This is a genomic window from Mesorhizobium sophorae, from assembly GCF_002270415.1.
GTDB classification, from domain to species: domain Bacteria; phylum Pseudomonadota; class Alphaproteobacteria; order Rhizobiales; family Rhizobiaceae; genus Mesorhizobium; species Mesorhizobium sophorae.
Map to the genome: position 1 here is coordinate 1,111,186 of NZ_NNRI01000022.1, position 13,260 is coordinate 1,124,445.

Consider the following 13,260-nt stretch of genomic DNA (forward strand, 5'->3'; position numbering starts at 1 on the left):
GGGTCGCGGCTAATCCTCTTTCTCCCGCCCGAAGGCGGCGCGAAGCTCGTCCTTGGCGTCCTCAAGCACTTGTCTGCGCGAAGCGGGCAGATTCTTGCCGGCGCGGTTGATGTAGAAGTTCAGCATCGACATGGCGGACTGGAACGGCTCGGCCTTGCGCCGGTGGCTGTGTTCGGCGGATCGCTTGAGCGAGGCTGCGATCTTCCTGGCGTCGTCGAATTCAAAGACGTGGTTCTCGAGATCCATAGCGTCGCTGTGCTCGGTCACCTGGGCCGACCATTTCTTCTTCGCGATCATGGCAGGACTCCTTTGCAGGGTGGCTTGCCGGGAAACTCCACACCTTGGCATCGGTTCCCCATTGGCCTTGGGTCTGGTGCGACGGATTTGCCTGCCGTGGCGCTGCTGCGCGTTGCGAATGTGCCGATAGTGGCGCAAACGGCAGCCGATTTTCGAGACCGCCGACAGGAAACGCCTTGACCCGAACCGACTTGAACCGGCCGAGCCCCGGTATCGACAGCAGCTATGCCTGGATGCGGCTCGCGATTTCGATGCTGCTGGCGACGATCGGCGGCGTCGGCATGTGGGCTGTCGTCGTCGTGCTGCCCGCTGTGCAGGCCGAGTTCGGCGTTGATCGCGCCGCGGCGTCCATGCCTTACACCGCGACCATGGTCGGTTTCGCCGCCGGCAACGTGCTGGTCGGCCGCGCCATCGACCGCATGGGCTACTGGATCCCCGCGCTGCTCTCCTCGATTGCGCTCGCCGCCGGCCTCCTGCTCGCGGCGCTGTCGACCTCGATCCTGCAATTCACCCTTGCTCAAGGGCTGTTGATCGGTGTCGGCACGTCGGTGATCTTCGGGCCGCTGATCGCCGATATCTCGCATTGGTTCAACCGCCGGCGCGGTGTCGCGGTGACCGCGGCGGCCGCCGGCAACTACCTTGCCGGAGCGATCTGGCCAACCATCATGCCGACGCTGATGAAGGCTGATGGCTGGCGCTTCACCTATGCCGCGATCGGCGTCATCTGCCTGGTGACCATGGTGCCGCTGGTGCTGTTGCTGCGGCGCGGTGCTCCGGAGACTGCCGCAGCTGGTTCGCCGGGAAGCCGGCCGGTGCAGCCGATCTCGCTGTCGCCGGCGGCGTTGCAGGTGCTTCTGGTCGTCGCCGGCCTCGGCTGCTGTGTGGCGATGTCGATGCCGCAGGTGCATATCGTCGCCTATTGCATGGATCTCGGCTATGGCATGGCGCACGGCGCCGACATGCTGTCGATCATGATGGCGGCGGGCGTCGTCAGCCGGCTGGCCTCCGGGTTTCTCGCCGACCGCATCGGCGGCGTGAAGACGCTGCTCGTCGGCTCGGTGCTGCAATGCCTATCACTGCTGTTCTACATTCCCTTCGACGGACTTGCCTCGCTTTACGTCGTATCGTTGGTGTTCGGCCTGTCGCAAGGCGGCATCGTGCCCTGCTACGCGATCATCGTGCGCGAATACATGCCGGCCAAAGAGGCCGGCCAGCGTATCGGCATCGTCATGATGGCGACGATCTTCGGCATGGCGATCGGCGGCTGGATGTCGGGTTGGATTTACGACCTGACCGGCTCCTATGCCGCGGCATTCCTGAACGGTATAGCCTGGAATCTGCTGAACATACTGGCGATCGGTCTGTTGTTTTGGAGGGCAAGGCAACGTGCCATGGCGATGGCTTAAAAGGGCAGAGCTATTTCGCGTTGCTTGACAAGGGCGAAAGGCTGCGCGACGCCAGAACACGAGTGGTGCGGCAAGGCAAGCCGGGTGAGATGACGACAGCAAGGACGATCGTATCCCCGCACTTTGGTGGGTGCTCTTCCGAGGGAGCGGGTCCTTGATCAAGCCGCGCTCGCGCCGGGGCGGTGGCCGCCCGACCATTGCCGATGTCGCGCGCAAGGCCGGTGTCGGCGCCATCACTGTGTCGCGCGCTCTGCGCGAGCCGGCGCGCGTCTCGGAGGAATTGCGCCGCCAGATCCAGGCCGCGGTCGACGAACTTGGTTATGTGCCGGACCCGAATGCGCGGGCACTGGCTTCGGCGCGCGCCGAGGTGTTCGGCGTGCTGGTGCCGTCGCTCACCAACAACGTCTTTGCCGAGGTGGTGCGCGGCATCTATGACAGCCTGTCGGCCAGCCCGTTCCGCATCCAGCTTGGCAACACCCATTATTCCGGCCTCGAAGAAGAGCGGCTGCTGCAGGTCTTCGGTTCGCAGCGGCCGGCAGCGCTGATCGTCGCCGGCATCGACCAGACACCGACCTCGCGAAAACTGCTGGAGAGCGCCGGCTGCCCGGTGGTGCAGGTCATGGAAACCGGGCCTGATCCTGTCGACATGATGGTCGGCTTCTCGCATTTCGACGGCGGCAGGACGGCGACCGAGCATCTGATCGAGACAGGCTACCGCCGCATCGGCTTCATCGGCGCACGCATGGACCCGCGCTCGCAGCGGCGCCTTGCCGGCTATCGGGCGGCGATGGAGGCCGCCGGGCTGTTCGACCCACGCCTCGTCACCACCACGCCGGTGCTGTCGAGCGTGCCGCTCGGGCGCGAAATGCTCCGCGACGCGCTGGCCAAGGTACCGACGCTCGACGGTGTGTTCTGCAACAATGACGACATCGCGCTCGGCGTGTTGTTCGAGTGCCATCGCGCCTCGATCGCGGTGCCTAAGACGATAGGCATCGTCGGCTTCAACGATCTCGACATGATGCAGGTGGCGTTTCCTTCGATCACCAGCATCCGCACCCACCGCTATGAGATCGGCCGACGTGCGGTCGCCATGGCGCTGGCGGCGATCGCCGGCAACAGGCCGGAACAACGGATCGTCGATCTCGGCTTCGAACTCAAGCGCCGCGAGAGCACCGCCCGTTGAAACACACAGAAGCGACTGTGTGAATGCCGGTTTACACAACGTCATGGTAGCGCTACCAATTGCCTGGAGTGGAAACTTACGGCAAAAGCCAAGGCCTGTTTATTATATATAAGCGACAGCTGATGCTTGTTTATTATGTATAATATGATAGTTTTTATTTCCCATTTAGAGGTGGCAAGGGAGGGAGCCGGGTCGACATTGGCGACTTAAGAAAGCGCGACAGGCAAGGCAGGAGGTGCCTGGCCGGACGCGTGAAGTGCATGGCAGCCAAAACAATCAAAACTGCAACTGGGAGGAATATCGATGATCAAGTCACTCGTGGGTGGCATCGTTGCCGCCACTGCATTTGTCATGCTCAACTCGGCCGCAATGGCCGCCGGTCCCGAAGTCGTGAAGGGACCAGCCGCTGAACCGGACTGCTTCGCGCCCTGGGCCGCAGATACGCAGTTCTTCAAGTTTCCCAAGAAAGATGGCCCGTACCGGATCGCGCTAGCCAATGGCTATATCGCCAACACCTGGCGTATCCAGATGATCCAGACGGCCAAGGCGTATGCAGCGCAGAAGGACGTCGCCGCCAAGCTGAAGGAATTCAAGGTGGTGTCGACCGGCGAGGATGTGCCGGCGCAGATTTCGGCGATCAACAACTTCATCGATTCCGGCTATGACGCGATTGTTGTCAACGCGCAGAACCCGACCGCTTTCGCGCCGGTCATCAAGCGCGCCAAGGAGGCCGGCGTCGTGCTGGTCGCCTTCGACAACATTCTCGACACCAAGGATGCCATCAACGTCAATGTCGATCAGAAGGGCCTTGGCGAACTTTGGGGCAAATGGCTGACCGGCCATATACCCGAAGGCGGCAAGATTCTTGAAGTCCGCGGCGTTGCCGGCACGTCGGTCGACACCGATCGCCACAATGGCATCCATGAGGTTCTCGACGCTTCGGGCAAGAAATGGGACGTCACCGAAGTCGCCGGCAAGTGGGACGATCCGACGGCACAGAAGGTCACGGCTGACGCGATCGCCACCAATGGTCCGTTCGTCGGCATCACCGGCCAGGGTGGCGATACCGGCATCGTGCAGGCGATGATCGACGCCAAGCATCCGTTCGTGCCGTTCGGCGGCGAAACAGAGAACGGCTTCCGCAAATTCTGCGCGGCCCATGCGGCGGACGGATTGAAATGCTCGTCAGCCGGTACCGGCCCCGCCCAGGTGGCGGTTGCCATCAAGACGGCGATCGCAGCCCTTGAAGGCAATGTCGTCCCGCAGTCGGTCAAGCTGCCGCTTGCAATCGTCGAGGATCCGAACTTCAAGGCAGGTCAGGATTTCTTCCCTGATCAGTCCGACAATTTCTTCGTCGGCAATTCCTTCCCGACCTGCGGTATCAATTTCACCGCGCAGGAAATCATGGGCCAGACCAAGGCCGACCAGTAGCTGCACCCAGGCGCCGCGGGATATTCCGCGGCGCCGACCACTCGATATCCCTAGTCGTCAAAGAGCCTCGGGAGGCCCGATGGACGGTGCGATTCCGCTCTTCCGGATGGAAGGCATATCCAAGCGCTATGGTGGTGTGCGGGCGCTGGAAAAGGCCGAGCTTTCGGTCTCATCCGGCAGCATTCACGGCATCCTCGGCGAAAACGGTGCCGGCAAATCGACGCTGATCAAGGTGATGGCCGGTGTCGTTGCGCCCGACGAAGGGCGCATGACGCTAGATGGCCGCGAGGTGACGTTCGCTTCGCCGGCTGCCGCCAACCAGGCCGGCATCGTCTGCATCTTCCAGGAACTGTCGCTGGTTCCCGAACTCAGCGTTGCCGACAACATTGTTATCTCAGACCCGCCGACGCGGTTCGGAATGATCGACCGCAAGGCACAACGCCGGATTGCGGAAGAAGCGTTGGCGCGCGCGGGTGCCGCAGACATCCACCCGCTGGCGCTGGTCAAGGACCTGCCGCTGTCGCGCCGCCAGATGGTCGAGATCGCCAAGGCGCTGGCACGCAAGCCGCGCATCCTGATCCTCGACGAGGCGACCTCGGCGCTGACCGCGACGGATGTCGCCAAGATTTTCGGCGTGCTGAAGCGACTGCGCTCGGAAGGGCTGGCGCTGCTCTATATCTCGCACCGCATGAATGAGATCGCAGAACTGGCCGACCAATGCACGGTGTTTCGCAACGGTCGCAATGTCGCCAGTTACGCGGCGGGCACAAAGAGCGACAATGAAGTCGTCGAACTGATGATCGGGCGAGAATACAGCCACATCTTTCCGCCGAAGCCGCCACGCGCTTCGGCTGCCGCCGTTCCGGTGTTGGAGGCACGCAAGCTTTCATGGACCGACCGGTTGGACAATGTCTCGCTGACTGTTGGGGCAGGCGAGGTCGTCGGTCTTGGCGGCCTCGACGGTCAGGGCCAACGCGAACTGCTGCTTGCCTTCTTCGGGGTGTTGCGCGGCCTGTCGGGCCAGATCTTCATCGACGGCAAGCCCGTTGCCATCGCCAGCCCCGCCGCCGCACGTGAAGATGGTATCGGCATGGCGCTCATTCCCGAAGACCGCAAGACCGAAGGCCTAATGCTGCCGATGACGGTGCGCGAGAACCTGTCCTTCGCCGCGCTCGACCGGCTGTCCAAAGCCGGCATCATCGACCGTGCCGCCGAGCAGCGGCTGATCGATGACATGGTCGGCCTGCTGGCGATCAAGACCGCGGGGCTCGACATTCCGGTCGGCGCGCTGTCGGGCGGCAACCAGCAGAAGGTGGTTATCGCCAAATGGCTGATGCGCCAGCCACGCATCATCCTGCTCAACGATCCGACGCGCGGCATCGATGTCGGCACCAAGCAGGAGCTTTATCAGCTGATGCGCAAGCTCGCCGATGCCGGTGCTGCGATCCTGTTCTATTCGACCGACTATGACGAGCTGATCGGCTGCTGCGACCGTGTGCTGGTGCTCTATGACGGGGCGGTCAGGCGTGAGCTGGTTGGCGCCGAGATCACCGAACGGGCGCTGATCGCCAGCGCGCTCAACATCCATGGCGAGGAGAGCCCCGTGAACCTGGGAGCAAACGCGTGAAGGATTGGCGCTACTGGCTGGCGGAGCAGCGCGGGACGCTGCTGGCGCTTGGCATCTTCATCGTCATGTTCGTCATTTATACCTCGAACCACCCGGCGGGCTTCACCGCCAATGTCGTGCAGACGGCAGCGAACAAGGGCGTGCTGCTCGCCTTCGTCGCCATGGCCCAGACGCTGGTGGTGATCACCGCCGGCATCGACCTGTCCGTCGGCATGATCTTCACCCTGACCAATTGCCTGGCGTCCTGGCTGGTCATCGGCACTGGCATCGAAACCGCCTTCGGCGTCCTCGCGGTGCTCGGCACCGGGCTGCTGTGCGGGGCGATCAACGGCGCCATCGTCATTTATGGGCGGCTGCAGCCGATTGTCGCCACCATCGCCACCGGCGCCGTCTACTTCGGCATTGCCCTGCTGCTGCGACCTTTTCCCGGCGGCTCGGTCAACGAGGGCCTCGCCGACGCTTTGACCGGACGACTGTTTGGCGTGGTGCCGGCAAGCTTGGTCGTGTTGCTGGCCGTGGTCCTCATTGTCTGGGTGCCGTTCAGCCGCTCGGTGCTCGGTCGTGCGGCCTACGCAGCCGGCTCGTCGGAGACGGCGGCCTACATGTCCGGCGTGCCGATCCGCCGTGGAAAATTCGCCGCCTACGCACTGGCCGGGCTGCTTGCCGCAGTCGGCGGGCTGTTCCTGACCTTCTTCACCTATACCGGCGACGCGGCCTATGCCAGCGGCAACGCCTACACGTTGTTCTCGATCGCCGCCGTGGTGCTCGGCGGCGTCTCGCTGTTCGGCGGCAAGGGCAGCGCCATCGGGGCGATCTTCGGCGCGCTGGCGTTCCGCACCATCGGTGACCTGCTCTTCGTCTTCGATTTCGATCCGCTCTGGCAACCGCTGTTCCAGGGCGTTATCCTGCTGATCGCGGTCAGCCTCGGCGCCTTCGCCCTGTTTCGGGTCCGCAACCGGCTGGAGTGGTTCCTGTGAGCGAAACGACGCTTGGCGGCATTGCCGGCCGCATGCCCAGATTCATCCGGCGCGCCGATCCGGCGGTGCTGACGGCCTTCGCCTGCATCGTGCTGCTGCTGTTCCTCGGCAGCCTCTATTCCAGAAGCTTCCTGTCTCCTGAATACCTTCTGCAGCAGCTCAAGGTGGCGTCGTTCCTCGGCGTCATCGCCACCGGCATGATGCTGGTCATCCTGCTTGGCCAAATCGACCTGTCGGTGCCGTGGTCGGTCGCAATGGGCGCCATGATGGCCAGTGCGGCGGCGGCCTATGGTCCCGTCGGCGTGGCGCTTGCCATTCCGTTCGGCATCGTCTGCGGCATGCTAATCGGCGTCGTCAACGGCATCGGCGTCGCCTATCTGCGCATCCCCTCGATGATCATCACGCTGGCCACCAACGCCGTCGCGCAGGGGCTGATGGTGGTCTACACCGGCGGTTTCTCGCCACAGGATTCGGCGACTGGCGCGATGCGCTACCTGGCGACTGGTTTTGCCATTCCGGGCGTGCCCAACGCGGTCATCATCTGGGCGCTGATCGGCGCGGCGATGGTGTTCGTCCTGACCCGCACCAGCTTCGGCCGCGCCGTCTACGGAATCGGCAATCGCGAGCGCGCCGCCTATCTCTCGGGCATCGACACACGGCGCGTGGTGATGATTGCCTTCGCCGTCTCGGGCGGGCTTTCGGCCTTCGGCGGCGTGCTCCTGGCCGGCTATGCTTCCAAGGCGGCGCAATCGATGGGCGACGCCTACCTGTTGCCGTCAATCGCGGCAGTGGTGCTTGGCGGTACCTCGATCCTGGGCGGGCGCGGTTCCTATCTCGGCACCGTCGCCGGCGTCATCCTGATCACGCTGCTGCAATCCATCCTTTCCGTCATGCAGATGCCGGAGGCGGGGCGGCAGATCATCTATGGCATCGTCATCGTTGCCATGCTGTTGCTCTACGGCCGCGCGCCGGCAAGCCGCTGACAGTGGACGAAAAGACAGAACAGGCGCCAACGGGCGCACCCGGTTCGGTGCCGGCCATTGTTGTGATGGGTGTCGCCGGCTGCGGCAAGTCGGCCGTCGGCACCGCGCTGGCCGCCACGCTGGGCGCCATCTTCGTCGAGGGCGACCAGTTGCATCCGCCCGAAAACGTCGCGCGCATGGCAAGCGGCGAGCCGCTCACCGATCAACTCCGTGAAGGCTGGCTCGACGCGATTGGCGAGCGCATCGTGATGTCGGTAGGGCAGGGCGAAGGCGTGGTTGCCGCCTGCTCGGCGCTGAAGCGCAGCTATCGCGAGCGGCTGAGCAGCTTCTGCCCGGAGATCGTCTTCCTCTACCTGAAGATCGACGCTGCCACGGCCAGGCGACGCGTCGCCAGCCGCAAGGGTCATTTCATGCCGGCAAGCCTGGTCGACAGCCAGTTCGCCATCCTCGAGCCACCGGCGGCGGATGAGCGGGCATTGACGCTCGACGCGAGGCGCCCGGTCGACGAACTTGTCGCCGCCACGGTTGGTCAGATGCGCTAAATCTGCGACGTCAGTTCGACCGGAAAATCATCATTGTCGGCGTCGCGCATGGCGGCGAGGCTGCGATTGTCCAGCACTTCGGCAATCGCCTGGCGTACCTCCAACATCATGTGCCGGACCTGGCACGTCGCCTCGTCGCAGTCCTCGCAGCGCTGATATTGCGTGCGGCTGGCACAGGGGATTGGCGCCAGCGGTCCGTCAAGCACGCGCACGACATGGCCGATCTTGATTTCGGAGGCCGGCCGGGCGAGGCGGTAGCCACCTTCCTTGCCCTTGCGGCTCTGGACGAAGCCGGCGTTGCGCAACTCGCCCAGGATGGCATCGAGGAACTTCTTCGGAATGTTGTTGGCAACTGCGATGTCGTTGACAAAGGCCAGTTGGCCAGCCGGCAGGCCGGACAGATGCACGAGGGCCTTGAGGCCGTATTTGCCTTTTTTTGTCAGCATGCCCAGATCAACCCATTGAAGCCCCAACCACCCGCATCTGGCGACTGTTTGTGTGCAAATAATGACGTTTTCGCCGCGCGATGACGTTTCGCGAAAACAAGCCACCAGATGGCACGTTAGGCACAAATGCGTTGATTCTTTGTAACGTTTTGCATGATGAAGCCGATAGAGCCTGTTCCACCCGATAGAATCGGGATGGAACTCTGCTTCTCGGCTCGAACATGATTCTGGCGAAAACCGGATTCCGCTGTTCGGGATCATGCTTTGGTCCGCTGAATACCGGATTGCCGGCGCACGAAACGAAAAAAGCCGGCACAGCGCCGGCTTTCGCGTTCACCTCGGATGCTGCCCCGTCAGCGACTGCCGTAGGTCTGGTCGAGCAGGCCGCCGGCGGCGAAATGCTCCTTCTGGACCTTGTCCCAGCCGCCGAAGACGTCGTCCACCGTCAGCAGGCGGACATCGGGGAAGTCGGCCTTGTATTTGGCGGCGACTGCCGCGTCGCGGACCCGGTTGCCGTTCTGCGCGAGGATGTCCTGGCCTTCCGGCGTGTAAAGGAAGTCGAGATAGGTCTTGGCCAGATCGCGGGTGCCATGTTCGTCGGCCACCCTGTCGACGATCGCCACCGGGAATTCGGCCAGCAGGCTAACCGAGGGCGTGACCTGCTCGAACTTATCGTCGCCATATTCCTTGCGGATGCCGCGCGTCTCGGACTCGAAGGTGATCAGCACGTCGCCGATCTCGCGCTGCACGAAGGTGGTGGTCGCGGCGCGGCCGCCTGTGTCGAAGATCGGCACGTTGTTGAACAGCGTGGTGATGAATTCCTTCACCTTGGCGTCGTCGCCCTTGAAGGCTTCCTTGGCGTAGGCGGTGGCCGCCAGATATGTGTAGCGCGCATTGCCCGAGGTTTTCGGGTTGGGGAAGATCACCTGGACGTCGTCGCGCACGAGATCGTTCCAGTCCTTGATGTGCTTGGGGTTGCCGGCGCGCACGAGGAAGGACGGCAGCGAATAGAAGGGCGAGGCGTTGTCAGGAAAATCCTTCTGCCAGTCGGCCGAAACGAGGCCCTTCTTGACCAGGAAATCGATGTCGGTGACCTGGTTGAAGGTGACGACATCGGCGCCGAGCCCTTCGGCGATGGCGCGCGCCTGTGCCGAGGTGCCGGCATGCGACTGGTCGACGGTGACGCCTGGATGCCCTGCGATGAAGGCCTTGTTGACCTGGACGAACAGTTCGCGGCCGACATCATAGGATGCGTTGAGCAGTTTGTCGGCCGACCAGGCTTGGGAGGATGCGAGGAACAGGCCGGCTATGGCGGCGACGCCAAGGAAAAATCGCTTCATGAAAACGGGCTCCGATGCAATGTGTTTATGGTCGAACCATAGCCGTGGCGCAGGGTACGCGACGAGGCACGCGCAGCGGCCCGTGCCCTAGCCACGAGAAAAGATATCGCCAAAACGGCCGGCTGTTAGGATCTCTTTTCTGGCATGGATATTTTCGATGCCCCAGCCGGCACAACGACGCTGCGTGCGCGCACAATCCTTCCCGGACGATGGGCAGGCGGATTGGATCAAGCGGTCGGGAAGAGCTTCCAGCGACCGGGGCGGAAGGCCACCCGACTTTTCTGCGCCGCGGGGTGATCGACCGGCAGTTCGATTTCGACCCGCTGGCGCTCGCCGCCGATCTCGAGTTCTACTCGCCGCGTGCCGGCGACGCGGCGACTGGCCGCGACCGTGCCGGCGATGCAGCCGCTGCAGCCGTCGAGCAGCTCGACATCGTGCGGGCGGAAGAACAGCGTCGCGTCGCCCGAGGGCTCGTGGGGTGCGGCAAGTCCGATCGGGCGGTCGGCAAGCCAGATCTCGCCATTCTCGACCTTGACGGGAAGCGAGCTCGATTCACCGATAAAGCCATAGACGAAGGGCGAGTTCGGCGTGTCGTAGATGTCGTCGGCGGTGCCAACCTGCTCGATGCGGCCCTGGCTCATCACCACGACGCGATCGGCAAGCTCCAGCGCCTCTTCCTGGTCATGGGTGACGAAGACGGTGGTGTGGCCGGTGGCGTCATGGATTTCGCGCAGCCAGCGGCGTAACTCCCGGCGCACCTGTGCGTCGAGCGCGCCGAACGGCTCGTCGAGCAGCAGCACCTTGGGTTCGATCGCCATGGCGCGCGCCAGCGCCACGCGCTGGCGCTGGCCGCCGGAGAGCTGAGCCGGATAACGCTTTTCCAGCCCTGAAAGCTGGACGAGGTCGAGCAGTTCGGAAGCGCGGCGGCGGATCTCCTGCGCCGGCGGTCGCGACGGCCCGTGTCGGACCTTGAGGCCGAAGCCGATGTTGTCGGCCACCGTCATGTGCCGGAACAGCGCATAATGCTGGAAGACGAATCCGACATTGCGCTCCTGGATCGACCTCTGCGAAGCGTCCTCGTCGCCGAAGAAGATTTTTCCTCGCGTCGGCCGCTCCAGCCCGGCAATCAGCCTGAGCAGCGTCGTCTTGCCGGAACCGGACGGCCCCAGAAGCGCGATCAGCTCGCCCGACTTGATGTCGAGCGACACGTCGTGAAGCGCCGGAAACCGGTCAAACTCCTTGCGCACGTTGGCAACGCGAACTTCCATGCAAACCCCTCTATCAGTGTCCGCGCGTCGCGGCGATCTCGGCGCCGTAGCGCATCTCGAGAAGTGTTTTCAAGACCAGCGTGACGAGCGCCAGGCCCGCAAGCAATGAAGCGACGGCAAAGGCGCCGACGGCGTTGTACTCGTTATAGAGGATTTCGACATGCAGCGGCATGGTGTTGGTCAGGCCGCGTATGTGGCCCGACACCACCGACACCGCGCCGAACTCGCCCATGGCACGTGCATTGCACAGAAGCACGCCATAGAGCAGCCCCCATTTGACGTTGGGTAAGGTCACATACCAGAAGGTCTGCCAGCCATTGGCGCCGAGCGACAGGGCTGCCTCCTCGTCGCCATTGCCCTGTTCCTGCATCAGCGGGATCAGTTCGCGGGCGACGAAGGGAAAGGTGACGAAGACGGTGGCCAGCACGATGCCTGGCACTGCAAACAGGATGACGATGCCATGCGCCTTCAGCCAGCCGCCGAGCAGCCCCTGGGCGCCGAACAGAAGCACATAGACCAGACCCGATATGACCGGCGAGACCGAGAAGGGCAGGTCGATCAGCGTGGTCAGGAAGGCCTTGCCCTTGAACTCGAACTTGGCGATCGCCCAAGCGGCGGAGATGCCGAAGACGATGTTGAGCGGCACCGAGATCGCTGCGACAAGCAGCGTCAGCCGGATCGCCGAGCGCGCGTCAGGATCGCTCAGCGATTGCGTATAGGCGCCGACGCCTTTCGCCAGTGCCTCGTTGAAGACGATGATCAGCGGCAGCAGCAGGAAGATGCCCAGGAAGGTGAAGGCAACGGTCATCAGCGCCACGCGCGCCGGGCGGCTTTCCGTGACGGCCGCCGACTGGCTCTCGTGATGCGGCTCGTAGGATTTGATCTCGGGATCAGCCATAGCGCTTGCGGCTCCATGTCTGCGCGAGATTGACGACCAGCAGCATGACGAACGACAGAGCGAGCATGATCGCCGCGATCGCGGTCGCTGCCGGATAATTGTATTCTTCCAGCCGGATGACAATCAGCAGCGGCGCGATCTCGGATTTGTAAGGCAGGTTGCCGGCGATGAAGATGACCGAGCCGTATTCGCCGACGCCGCGGGCGAAGGCCAGCGAAAAGCCGGTGACAATGGCCGGCGCCAGCCCTGGAAACAGGATGCGGGTGATGATCTGGAAGCGGCTGGCGCCAAGCGTGGCGGCGGCTTCCTCAACCTCCTTGTCGATCTCTTCCATGATCGGCTGCACGGTACGCACGACGAAGGGCAGGCCGATGAAGACCAGCGCGATGACGATGCCGAGCGGCGTATAGGCAACCTTGATGCCGAGCGGCATCAGCAATTTGCCGATCCAGCCGTTCGGCGCGTAGAGCGTGGTCAGCGCGATGCCGGCCACCGCCGTCGGCAGCGCGAAGGGCAGGTCGACCATGGCATCGACGATGCGGCGGCCGGGAAAGCGGTAGCGCACCAGCACCCAGGCGACCAGCGTGCCGAAGACGACGTTGACGGCAGCCGCGATGAAGGCGGTGCCGAAGCTGATTTCCAGCGCCTTGATGGTGCGGCGATCGGTGGCGATGGCCCAGAATTCAGGCCAGCCAAGGGCGGCCGAGCGCCAGAGCAGCCCGGACAGCGGGATGAGGATGATGAGGGTGAGGTAGGCAAGCGAGAAGCCGAGCGTCAGTCCGAAACCCGGAATGACACTCGGCTGTCTGAACCGCCACCCCGCCTGCGCGGGTGCTGTGGTCATATCGTCCTGATCTAGATC

The 13,260-nt window shown here is 63.6% G+C and carries 13 protein-coding genes; 7 read left to right on the plus strand and 6 right to left on the minus strand.

The features are described from left to right. Positions 1 to 9 precede the first annotated feature (9 nt). Complete coding sequence (locus CGZ66_RS36665) at positions 10 to 297, minus strand: DUF3175 domain-containing protein (RefSeq protein WP_167392381.1); 288 nt, start codon at positions 295 to 297, stop codon at positions 10 to 12. A 176-nt stretch (positions 298 to 473) separates the two neighbouring features. Here CGZ66_RS36665 and CGZ66_RS36670 point away from each other — a divergent pair, with 176 nt between their 5' ends. The 7 genes from CGZ66_RS36670 to CGZ66_RS36700 all read left to right on the plus strand — a co-directional run bounded on the left by CGZ66_RS36670 (position 474) and on the right by CGZ66_RS36700 (position 8,446). After that, the gene (locus CGZ66_RS36670; protein WP_095091452.1) at positions 474 to 1,703 is read left to right on the plus strand and encodes an MFS transporter; all 1,230 of its coding nucleotides are present in this window, start codon (positions 474 to 476) and stop codon (positions 1,701 to 1,703) included. Between the two features lie 154 nt (positions 1,704 to 1,857). Further along, positions 1,858 to 2,886 (plus strand): HTH-type transcriptional regulator GntR, encoded by a 1,029-nt coding sequence (gene gntR, locus CGZ66_RS36675; protein ID WP_095091453.1) that lies wholly within the window; start codon positions 1,858 to 1,860, stop codon positions 2,884 to 2,886. 303 nt (positions 2,887 to 3,189) lie between these two features. Beyond that, a complete protein-coding gene (locus tag CGZ66_RS36680) occupies positions 3,190 to 4,317 on the plus strand; it encodes a sugar ABC transporter substrate-binding protein (RefSeq protein ID WP_095091454.1) in 1,128 nt (375 codons plus the stop codon). A gap of 79 nt (positions 4,318 to 4,396) precedes the next feature. Next, on the plus strand, positions 4,397 to 5,944 hold the full coding sequence (locus CGZ66_RS36685) for a sugar ABC transporter ATP-binding protein (protein WP_095091455.1): 1,548 nt from the start codon (positions 4,397 to 4,399) through the stop codon (positions 5,942 to 5,944). After that, positions 5,941 to 6,921 (plus strand): ABC transporter permease, encoded by a 981-nt coding sequence (locus CGZ66_RS36690; RefSeq protein ID WP_095091456.1) that lies wholly within the window; start codon positions 5,941 to 5,943, stop codon positions 6,919 to 6,921. The genes CGZ66_RS36685 and CGZ66_RS36690 overlap by 4 nt, the downstream gene beginning before the upstream one ends. Then, positions 6,918 to 7,904: an ABC transporter permease gene (locus CGZ66_RS36695; protein WP_095091457.1), complete on the plus strand. Its 987-nt coding sequence runs from the start codon at positions 6,918 to 6,920 to the stop codon at positions 7,902 to 7,904. The genes CGZ66_RS36690 and CGZ66_RS36695 overlap by 4 nt, the downstream gene beginning before the upstream one ends. A gap of 2 nt (positions 7,905 to 7,906) precedes the next feature. Further along, a complete protein-coding gene (locus CGZ66_RS36700) occupies positions 7,907 to 8,446 on the plus strand; it encodes a gluconokinase (protein ID WP_095091458.1) in 540 nt (179 codons plus the stop codon). Here CGZ66_RS36700 and CGZ66_RS36705 read toward each other — a convergent pair. From CGZ66_RS36705 to cysT, 5 genes are all read right to left on the minus strand, one after another. Further along, positions 8,443 to 8,892: an RrF2 family transcriptional regulator gene (locus CGZ66_RS36705; protein ID WP_013530871.1), complete on the minus strand. Its 450-nt coding sequence runs from the start codon at positions 8,890 to 8,892 to the stop codon at positions 8,443 to 8,445. The two genes, CGZ66_RS36700 and CGZ66_RS36705, sit on opposite strands and share 4 nt — an antisense overlap. Positions 8,893 to 9,245: 353 nt before the next feature. Further along, a complete protein-coding gene (locus CGZ66_RS36710) occupies positions 9,246 to 10,232 on the minus strand; it encodes a sulfate ABC transporter substrate-binding protein (RefSeq protein ID WP_095091459.1) in 987 nt (328 codons plus the stop codon). 227 nt (positions 10,233 to 10,459) lie between these two features. Beyond that, positions 10,460 to 11,500: a sulfate/molybdate ABC transporter ATP-binding protein gene (locus CGZ66_RS36715; RefSeq protein ID WP_095091460.1), complete on the minus strand. Its 1,041-nt coding sequence runs from the start codon at positions 11,498 to 11,500 to the stop codon at positions 10,460 to 10,462. Positions 11,501 to 11,513: 13 nt separating this feature from the next. Beyond that, positions 11,514 to 12,398, minus strand: coding sequence for a sulfate ABC transporter permease subunit CysW (gene cysW / locus CGZ66_RS36720; protein ID WP_095091461.1), 885 nt, complete (start codon positions 12,396 to 12,398; stop codon positions 11,514 to 11,516). Then, on the minus strand, positions 12,391 to 13,242 hold the full coding sequence (gene cysT / locus CGZ66_RS36725) for a sulfate ABC transporter permease subunit CysT (RefSeq protein WP_095091462.1): 852 nt from the start codon (positions 13,240 to 13,242) through the stop codon (positions 12,391 to 12,393). Before cysT ends, cysW begins: the two co-directional genes overlap by 8 nt. Positions 13,243 to 13,260: the final 18 nt, after the last annotated feature.

Bases quoted from the DNA above. Each gene is read 5' to 3' on its own strand.
- cysW (WP_095091461.1), bottom strand. From the start codon at position 12,398: ATGGCTGATCCCGAGATCAAATCCTACGAGCCGCATCACGAGAGCCAG.
- CGZ66_RS36705 (WP_013530871.1), bottom strand. From the start codon at position 8,892: ATGCTGACAAAAAAAGGCAAATACGGCCTCAAGGCCCTCGTGCATCTG.
- CGZ66_RS36685 (WP_095091455.1), top strand. From the start codon at position 4,397: ATGGACGGTGCGATTCCGCTCTTCCGGATGGAAGGCATATCCAAGCGC.
- cysT (WP_095091462.1), bottom strand. From the start codon at position 13,242: ATGACCACAGCACCCGCGCAGGCGGGGTGGCGGTTCAGACAGCCGAGT.
- CGZ66_RS36665 (WP_167392381.1), bottom strand. From the start codon at position 297: ATGATCGCGAAGAAGAAATGGTCGGCCCAGGTGACCGAGCACAGCGAC.
- CGZ66_RS36710 (WP_095091459.1), bottom strand. From the start codon at position 10,232: ATGAAGCGATTTTTCCTTGGCGTCGCCGCCATAGCCGGCCTGTTCCTC.
- CGZ66_RS36680 (WP_095091454.1), top strand. From the start codon at position 3,190: ATGATCAAGTCACTCGTGGGTGGCATCGTTGCCGCCACTGCATTTGTC.
- CGZ66_RS36715 (WP_095091460.1), bottom strand. From the start codon at position 11,500: ATGGAAGTTCGCGTTGCCAACGTGCGCAAGGAGTTTGACCGGTTTCCG.